8 protein-coding genes are annotated in these 8,061 nt (G+C 70.1%); 2 read left to right on the plus strand and 6 right to left on the minus strand.

Annotation, left to right across the window (positions count from 1 at the left end):
* Positions 1–360: 360 nt before the first annotated feature.
* The 3 genes from ACFW9D_RS24080 to ACFW9D_RS24090 form a co-directional block, all read right to left on the minus strand.
* Positions 361–747, minus strand: coding sequence for a hypothetical protein (locus tag ACFW9D_RS24080; RefSeq protein WP_384624622.1), 387 nt, complete (start codon positions 745–747; stop codon positions 361–363).
* A 69-nt stretch (positions 748–816) separates the two neighbouring features.
* A complete protein-coding gene (locus tag ACFW9D_RS24085; RefSeq protein ID WP_384624625.1) occupies positions 817–1,296 on the minus strand; it encodes a ricin-type beta-trefoil lectin domain protein in 480 nt (159 codons plus the stop codon).
* Positions 1,297–1,528: 232 nt separating this feature from the next.
* Complete coding sequence (locus tag ACFW9D_RS24090) at positions 1,529–2,410, minus strand: SDR family oxidoreductase (RefSeq protein WP_384624628.1); 882 nt, start codon at positions 2,408–2,410, stop codon at positions 1,529–1,531.
* A 105-nt stretch (positions 2,411–2,515) separates the two neighbouring features.
* On the opposite strand from ACFW9D_RS24090, the gene ACFW9D_RS24095 reads away from it, so the two are divergent.
* A complete protein-coding gene (locus tag ACFW9D_RS24095) occupies positions 2,516–3,097 on the plus strand; it encodes a TetR/AcrR family transcriptional regulator (protein ID WP_384624630.1) in 582 nt (193 codons plus the stop codon).
* 160 nt (positions 3,098–3,257) lie between these two features.
* Here the strand turns inward: ACFW9D_RS24095 and ACFW9D_RS24100 are convergent, their stop codons facing one another.
* Genes ACFW9D_RS24100 through ACFW9D_RS24110 form a run of 3 tightly spaced genes read right to left on the minus strand, consistent with a single transcriptional unit; the run spans position 3,258 to position 7,089 of the window.
* A complete protein-coding gene (locus tag ACFW9D_RS24100; RefSeq protein WP_384624633.1) occupies positions 3,258–4,757 on the minus strand; it encodes an aldehyde dehydrogenase family protein in 1,500 nt (499 codons plus the stop codon).
* A gap of 20 nt (positions 4,758–4,777) precedes the next feature.
* Positions 4,778–5,677, minus strand: a complete 900-nt coding sequence (gene dapA, locus ACFW9D_RS24105; protein ID WP_384624636.1) for a 4-hydroxy-tetrahydrodipicolinate synthase — start codon at positions 5,675–5,677, stop codon at positions 4,778–4,780.
* Positions 5,678–5,709: 32 nt separating this feature from the next.
* Complete coding sequence (locus ACFW9D_RS24110) at positions 5,710–7,089, minus strand: flavin monoamine oxidase family protein (protein WP_384624639.1); 1,380 nt, start codon at positions 7,087–7,089, stop codon at positions 5,710–5,712.
* 256 nt (positions 7,090–7,345) lie between these two features.
* On the opposite strand from ACFW9D_RS24110, the gene ACFW9D_RS24115 reads away from it, so the two are divergent.
* Positions 7,346–8,011 (plus strand): GntR family transcriptional regulator, encoded by a 666-nt coding sequence (locus tag ACFW9D_RS24115; protein ID WP_384624642.1) that lies wholly within the window; start codon positions 7,346–7,348, stop codon positions 8,009–8,011.
* Positions 8,012–8,061 lie beyond the last annotated feature (50 nt).

Raw genomic sequence — 8,061 nt, forward strand, 5'->3', positions numbered from 1 at the left:
TCAACGGTCGAACAGCCTCTAAATCAACCGAGCTGCCCACGCTCACGTACCCCACGCGTCTGGGGCGGACGCCAGTCGTGGTGTCCTTCGGAGCCATGCGCCGGCCACCGAACGTACTTGCCGATCGTCGATCAAGGAGTCTTCATCCGTCTGCGCAAGAGGGCAGTTGCCGCCGTATTCGTGGCCGCCGCAGCCTTCACTTCCCCTGCCTCCCAAGGCATGGGGGCGCCCATGCCCTGGGAGACGAGCAAGGCCCGCACGTCCACCACCCATCACACCGTCTCCGCTGCGGCCGACGAGCGCACCACGGTCACGATGCTGTGCGGGGATCCCTGCTACCAAGAGGCGACCGCCCCGGGGTCAGCGGTCGGAGTAGCTGAAGTCGCCGACGGTCCAGGCGTTGACCTCTGCGATCGCGACGCGGTACATCCCGCCCGTTTCGGGGATGCCCATGCTTCCCTGCAGGATTCGCGCGACGTGGAAATGAAGGTGGGTGGGCACTCGGGCCGGACCGCCGCCGGCTGCGGATCCTGGCCGCGCTTCTCGCTCGGTGAAGACAGCCGCGAAGGGGCCGAGCTTCTCCGAATCCGTCAGGACCTGCGAGACCCGCTCCCGCCAGACCGCTTCGGGGGCCAGCCGGCCGGTGATGACCGCACCGCCGGTGACCACAGTCAGGGACATCTGTGTGCTCTGCTCGGACTCGACCGCGGTGGCGAGGTCGACGAGCAGTTCGTCAGGCTTCGACATGACCAAGGATTCTATGCCGCACGTCGTCGGGACAGTTGCCGGGTCCGGCGGGACAACCGCCGACATCGGTCAGGCGTAGAAGGGAGCCCACAGCCGGGAGCGGCCGCCGTCGCACGTGTTCAGGGTGACGTGATGGATCGCCCCGGATCCCGCGACAAGACAGGTCTTCGTTGCGTTGTTGATCAGTTGGTACCCATCCTGGGCACCGATGTCGTGCACCTTCCACAAGGCAGCCGGATCGTCGGCCAAGCACTGCCGCATCGTCGGCATTCCGTTGCGGGCGACCAGACACAGCTTGTCGCCGACGTTCTGCCGGACTTCGGTCACCGTTTCCAGGCCATCGACCATCAGCCAGGTCTGATACGCGCCACCGTTGCAGCCTGTCGTGTAGGGACCGTAGTCAGACCTGTAATCGAGGCACTCCCCCAGGCTGTAGGCCACGCTGCGCACCTGCATGTACGCCATCCCCGCAGCCTGTGCGGGCGCGGCACCGAGGCCCCAGCCCAGAGCAGCGGCCGCCACACCTACCGCGGCAATCTTCTTCAGCACGCGTCCTCCCCATTCCTTGGCACGACGTCTGCCCGGCGCAGATTAAAGAGGAGAACCAGCAGGCGCGACAACGGGAAAACGAGCCTGATCTGCCGCCTGTCATCGTTCGAAGTGACCACCCTCACCGGACAGTTGCCAGACAGCTCGCCCCCCAGCAGCCCAGCCGGCTGCGCCGCGCGATCTGGACTCATGACAGACCGCGGCACTGCTCACCGACGGCGTCGGCCGTGCCTCAGGGCTGGATCTTCTCCAGGTCCTCCAGGAGGCTCGGACGGGTCGGCTGCCAGCCGAGGGCGGTGCGGGTGTGTGCGCTGCTCGCCGGCTGGTCGGCCGCGAAGATCGGCCCGAGCGCGCCGAAGCTTTCCTGCGGCACCGACTCCGAGGGGACGCCGAGGCGCCGCCCGATGACCGCGGTGATGTCCCGTACGGCGTCGCCCTCGCCGGCGACAGCGTGCCAGGCGGTGCCGGCCGGGGCCTTCTCCAGGGCGAGCCGGAACAGCACGGCGGCGTCGAGCGCGTGCACGGCGGGCCAGCGCTGGGTGCCGTCACCCGGGTAGCCGGCCACGCCCGTAGTGCGGGCGATCTGGGTGAGGAGTCCGGCGAACCCGCCGTCACCCTCGTCGTGCACGGTGCGCGGCAGCCGGAGCGCCGTGCTGCGCACGCCGCGTGAGGCCAGGCCGAGGGCGCGCTCCACCGAGACGCTGCGCCCGCCGACCGGTCCGTCCGTGGGCAGCGGGTCCTCCTCGACGGCGGGGCGTCCCTGGGCAAGGGGCGTACCGGAGACGGTGACGAGTGGCTTGTCCGTACCCACGAGGGCGTCACCGAGTGCGCGGAGCGCGGCGCCTTCCTCGGAGACGGCCTGTGCGAGAGCCTCCGGCGAGCTGAAGTCGTTGCTGAAGGCGAGGTGGACGACGCCGTCCGCCTTCTCCGCCTCGCCGCGCAGCACGTCCAGGTCGGTGAGACCGCCGCGGACCACGTCGGCGCCGGCCGCGCGGGCCTTCTCGGCGGAGGCGTCGGAACGGGCCAGGGCGGTGACCGTGTGTTGCGCGGAGAGCAGTTCGGCGACGACGGCGGAGCCGATGAGGCCCGTGCCGCCGGTGATGAAGACGCGCATGGCGGACTCCAAGGTGCGAGGGATCAAGTGATGCGACAGGTGTCGCATCACTGACCACGCTACACCCAGTGATGCGACACGTGTCGCATCACTTAGGATGGTCTTATGCCGAGATGGAAGCCGGACGCCCGGCAACGCCTGGTCGTGGCGGCGTTGCGCCTGTTCGCGGAGCAGGGCTACGACAACACGACAGTCGCCGAGATCGCCGAACGCGCGGGCCTCACCCGCAGCACCTTCCACCGGCACTTCACCGACAAGCGGGAGATCCTCTCGGCTGGGCAGAAGACGCTCAGCCGCCTCCTGGTCGAGGGCATCGCCGACGCCCCCGCGGACTCGACGCCGATCGGGGCCGTCGCGGCGGGCCTGGAGCGCGCGTCGGGCGAGATGACCTCGTTCAACCGTGAGCTGAGTCCGCTCCTGCACGCTGCGATCGAGGCGAACGAGGAGCTCCAGGAGCGCAACGCGCTCAAGAGCGTCGGCATGGCCGCCGCGATGGTGGGCGCCCTGCGGCAGCGCGGTGTCCCCGAGGCGACCGCCCAAGTCGCCGCCGAGCTGGGCGTCCTGGCCTTCAAGCTGGGCTTCACCCGCTGGGCCGACCCGGCACGGGACGACGCCCCCGGTGAACTGGCGACGCTGACGCTGTCGGCGCTCGATGAACTCCTCGCGGCGGCACAGCGCCTCGACTAGACCCTTCGTCTCGTCAGAACATCCAGCCAAACGGTCGGTGCCCGCCCTGGCGACGTAGACCTCCGGTCCGGGGTCGGGCTCGCCCCGGATCAGGACGAGCTTGGGCCGAGGCCGGGCACCGGGGCTGAGTGTTCGTGTTCCGATGGACAAACGCTGCCGGTCAGCGCCCGTGGTGATGCATGACGTGCTTGGTCCGGGAGTAGTCCTCCAGAGCGTAGACGGAGAGGTCGCGGCCGTAGCCGGAGCCCTTGAAGCCACCCCAGGGGACCTCGTTGGCGAGCACCAGGTGAGAGTTGACCCAGACCGTTCCCGCGTCGAGGCGTGCTGCGACGGCGTGACTGCGGCGGGCGTTCTCCGTCCATACGGAGGCGGCCAGTCCGGCTTCGACGTCGTTGGCACGGCGGATCGCCTCGTCCTCGCCGGTGAAGGTCTCGATACTGACGACGGGTCCGAAGACTTCCTCACGGGTGATCTCGGCTCCCTCGGACACGTCGACGAGGACGGTCGGCGCGACGAAGTAGCCGGGCTGATCCTCGTCGATTGCGGTGCCGCCGACCACGGGGCGGGCCCCTTGGCTGATGGCCCGGCCGAGGTGGCCGCGCACCCGGTCATAGTGCGCCTTGGACACCAGCGGGCCGATCTCGATGTCCTCGCCCGCGCGTGGGTCGCCGACGGTGATCTGCCCGATCTCGCGGACGACGTGCGCGGTGAACTCCTCAGCGACTGATTCGTGGACGAGGACGCGGCAGGCGGCGCCGCACTCCTGGCCACTGTTCCAGAAGCCGGCGGTACGCAGGCCGGCCGCGGCCGCGGCCAGGTCGGCGTCCTCGAAGACCACGAACGGGGCCTTGCCGCCGAGTTCCAGGTGGACGCGCTTGACCGTGTCGGCCGCCGCGCGCGCCACGGCCTGACCACTGCGCGTCGATCCGGTCAGCGCGATCATGGCGATGTCGGGGTGGCGCGCGAGGCGGTCGCCGACCACGGGCCCTCGGCCGGTGACGACGTTGAAGACACCGGCAGGCAGCAGGTCCGCCACGAGTTCGGCGAACTTCAGCGTGGACAGCGGGGTCTGTTCGGAGGGCTTGAGGACGAGGCAGTTCCCGGCCGCCAGGATCGGCGCGATCTTCCAGGCGCCCATCAGCAGAGGGTAGTTCCAGGGGGTGACCGCTCCGATGACGCCGAGCGGCTCCCGCAGGATCAGCGAGGTGTGGTCGGTGACGTATTCTCCGGCGGCGAGGCTGCTGCCGCCGGCGCGCAGGGCGCCGGCCATGAACCGGAAGCCGTCGGCGGTCATGGAGATGTCGTCGCGTGCCACGGCGAACGGCTTGCCCGTGTCGGCCGCTTCCAGGCGGACGAGCAGTCCTGCGTTGACGTCGACGCGGTCGGCGATGGCCAGCAGGACTTCGGCCCGTTCCTTGGGTGTGATGCCGGCCCAGGCGGGGTGGGCGGCGCGGGCCGCGGCCACGGCCCGGTCGGTGTCCTCGACGCCGCCGAGCGGGACGCGGGCGAGCAGTTCCTCTGTGGCGGGGTTGAGAACGTCGATCAGCTCGGGGCCGGGTTCGGTGAACTTGCCGTCGACGAAGTGGCCCAGCGGGGGCAGTTCGTCGACGTCGATCAGCGGTGCGGCGGCTGCTGCGGCGCGGCGGACGGTGAACGTCATGGCAGAAAGTCCCCCGGGGCTCAGGCGTGGACGGTCAGGTGCGGCAGGTCGGCGAGGGCAGCACGGATGCGTTCGCGGTGCGCCGGCTCGATGTCGAGCAGCGGCTCGCGCGGAGCTCCGACGGGCAGGCCGATCTCCTGGAGCGCGGCGCGGACGCCCTGGATGAAGGGGCCGCCGGTCATCAGCGTGTCCATGAGCGGGTAGATGCGCTTCCAGCGCGCCCGGGCCGACTCCAGGTCGCCGGCGGTGAGCGCCTGGTGCACGGCGACGAGGTCGGCGGGCATCACGTTGGCGGTGCCGGCCATGACGCCGGCGGCGCCCTCGGCGACCGAGGCCAGCAGCAGGCTGTCCCAGCCGAGGTAGGTGGTGATGGCGTCGCCGTAGCGGTGGATGAGCCGGCCCGCCTGCGCCATGTCGGCGCTGGTGTCCTTGATGTAGCGGATGTTCTCCTGCTCCCGGGCGAGCGCGCCGACGGTGTCCGGGTCGAGGTTCACGCCGGTGGCGTCGGGGATGTTGTAGAGCATGACCGGGATGGAGACGGACTCGGCGACCGTGCGCAGGTGGCGCAGGGTCTCGTCCATCGTCAGAGCCTCGTAGTACGGGGCGACGACCATCACGACGTCCGCGCCCGCCTGTTCGGCGTGGCGGGTGAGGGCGATCGCCTCACGGGTGGCGACGGCGCCGGTCTGGGCGATGACGGGGACGCGGCCCGCGGCCTGGTCGACGACGGTCTCCACGAGCAGGCGCCGCTCGTCGCCGGTCATGGCGGCGAACTCGCCCGTCGAGCCGCCCGCGACGACGCCGGACACGCCGCCGTCGACGGAGCGGTCGACGAGCACGCGCAGCAGCTTCTCGTCGATGTCTCCGGCCTGGCCGTAGGGGGTGGCGAGGGCGGTCAGGATGCCGTTGTGCAGAGGCATGGTGGTTCTCCTTGGCGAGAGGTGGTCGAGGTTCAGGAGGCGGTGATCAGTGCCGTGCGGGCGGTCTGCCGGTGGGTGGCGATGAGGGCGCGCACGTCCGTCGCGGCGTTGAGGCCGGACTGGATGGCGGTCTCGGTGTAGAGGGAGCCCATGTAGTCGCCGGCGAGAAGGATCCGGCCGGTGCGGCGGGTGAGGACGGGCTGGAGCCTGCCCCTGCCGGGGAAGCAGTACGGGGCGCCCAGCGGGAGACGCCAGACGTGCGACTCGGTGACGTCCGAGGCGACGCCGGGCAGGACCTGGTCGAGGTCTTCGAGGTAGGTGGTGCGGATGCCGTCGTCGTCCAGGTCCATCAGGTTGCGCGCGAGGGTTCCGGGCGAGAACGTCATGAGGCTGGAGCCGGGGTGCCGTTCGCGGCTGTAGCCGTGCTGGATGTTGGACATGTTGAGCACGACGTTGAAGGACCGCTTGGGTGTCGCGATGCCGTAGGCGTCGTCCCAGGGGCGGCGCGAGGTCTCGTCGGTGAGGAACGCGGCACTGACGTAGGGCCCGTACTGGATCTTGGACAGGGCGTCGCGGACGTCCGCGTCGAGGTCGGGGGCGATGCGGTGGGTGACGGGGGCCGGGGTCGCGAGCACGGCGGTGCGGGCCTCGACCTCGAACTCGTGGCCGTCCTGCTGGTAGCGGACGACGACGGAGTCCTTCTTGTGCACGACCTCACTGACTGCGGCGCCGAGTTGTACGCGGTCACCGAGTGCCGCGCTGATGGTCTCGGTGAGGGTGGAGGGGCCGTTCACGATGGAGTTCGACAGGCCCGCGCCGATGTTCCACACGAGGCTGAAGTAGCCGACTCCGGCACCCGCCGAGATCTGGTCGATGTCGCCGGCGGAGCGGGTGACGGTCGGCTCGAACAGGGACTGGGCGTCGGCGGGGATGTCCCCGATGAACTCCTTGAAGCTGATGTCGTTCATGAAGTCGTAGACCCGCTGCTGGCGCTCGGCCTCGCTCTCGCCCTTGCGCCGGCCGACGATCCGGGCGTACTTGCCGACCTTCGTGAAGACCTTGGCGCCCGTGGTGAGCATGCCGATCCGGGCGGACAGCGGCATCGGGATGCGGAAGGGGTACGTCTCCACGCGGCCCTTGAGCAGGAGCTTGCCGTTCATGTGGAGGCCGGACAGGGAGCCGGGGACGGGGACGGCGTCGACGCCGGTGTTGTCGAGCAGCCACGAGGTGGCGGAGTCGCCTCCCGCGTAGACGTGCCCGCCCCAGTTCAGGAAGTAGCGGCCACGCTTTTCGGAGCGGATGCGGCCGCCGACGCGCTGGTCTGATTCCAGGACCAGGGTGTCGAGGTGGCGCAACCGCCAGGCGGCGGAGAGCCCGGCGATACCACCGCCGACGATGACGACGTCTTTCATGGGAGCCCCTTGATCTCCGGCGGGCAGACTGGTCCCGCTCGGTGGGTACGAAGCGCTGGTGAGGTGCCCGCAGGCGGGCCGTGCCCGCGCGGTGAACCGGACACCACAGTAAGATGTGATCACAGATCACACAATGGGTCGTGGGTGGCCGATTCCATGGCTCACTTGGCCGGCGTGCAGAACGATCAAAGATCAGACAGCGGGCCGCCTGGGACCCGAGCCTGTTTAGGATGCGCACGTGGATACGTCAAAACGCTTGGAACCGACCCTGTCGATGGCCGACCGCGTGTACGCGGTGCTGCACGAGTCGATCATGAGCGGGGAGTTTCCCGTCGGCTACCGGCTGCGGATCCGCGATCTCGCGGCGCTGGTCGGCACCAGCGAGATGCCGGTCCGCGAGGCGATCCGGCGCCTGGAGGAGGCCGGTTTCGCCGAGCGGGTTCCGCACCGGGGCTCGGTCGTGAAGGGCCTGGACCTCGCCGAGCTGGTCCACGCCTACGACGTCCGCCTCCTGGTCGAGGTCGAGGCCACCCGGCTCGGCGCCGCCCGCATCACCGAGGCCGACATCGCGCGCATGCGCGAGGGACTGGACCAGATGCGGCAGGCCATCACCGACGGCGACGTGATGGCTTACCTCGACCGCGACGAAGACCTGCTCGCCGTCCTGTACGGGGCCTCGGGCAACCCGGTGCTCGTGAACACGGTCCGCACCCTGTGGGGCCAGTGCCGCGCCTACAAGACCGTCGGTGCGCGCTCCGCCCTGGACCGGCCCGGCGACGACGCGCTGTGGCGGCACCAGGAGCGCCTGGTGAAGGCTCTCGAAGCCGGCGACGTCGAGGCGGCGACGGCGGTCACCCGTGAGTCGCTGGTCAGCGCGACGGACCGCATCAAGGCCCAACTCGGGGAGCAGCGCGAGCAGTAGCTCCGCTCCTCAGCCTGGGCAGCGCGCGGGGCGGGGTGGCGGTGCCGTAG

The organism is Streptomyces sp. NPDC059524 (assembly GCF_042749255.1).
GTDB classification, from domain to species: Bacteria; Actinomycetota; Actinomycetes; order Streptomycetales; family Streptomycetaceae; genus Streptomyces; species Streptomyces xanthii.

What these genes read in the sequence shown, in the direction of transcription:
- ACFW9D_RS24095 (WP_384624630.1), top strand. Translation starts at nt 2,516, where the DNA reads ATGCCGAGATGGAAGCCGGACGCCCGGCAACGCCTGGTCGTGGCGGCG.
- ACFW9D_RS24090 (WP_384624628.1), bottom strand. Translation starts at nt 2,410, where the DNA reads ATGCGCGTCTTCATCACCGGCGGCACGGGCCTCATCGGCTCCGCCGTC.
- dapA (WP_384624636.1), bottom strand. Translation starts at nt 5,677, where the DNA reads ATGCCTCTGCACAACGGCATCCTGACCGCCCTCGCCACCCCCTACGGC.
- ACFW9D_RS24110 (WP_384624639.1), bottom strand. Translation starts at nt 7,089, where the DNA reads ATGAAAGACGTCGTCATCGTCGGCGGTGGTATCGCCGGGCTCTCCGCC.
- ACFW9D_RS24100 (WP_384624633.1), bottom strand. Translation starts at nt 4,757, where the DNA reads ATGACGTTCACCGTCCGCCGCGCCGCAGCAGCCGCCGCACCGCTGATC.
- ACFW9D_RS24080 (WP_384624622.1), bottom strand. Translation starts at nt 747, where the DNA reads ATGTCGAAGCCTGACGAACTGCTCGTCGACCTCGCCACCGCGGTCGAG.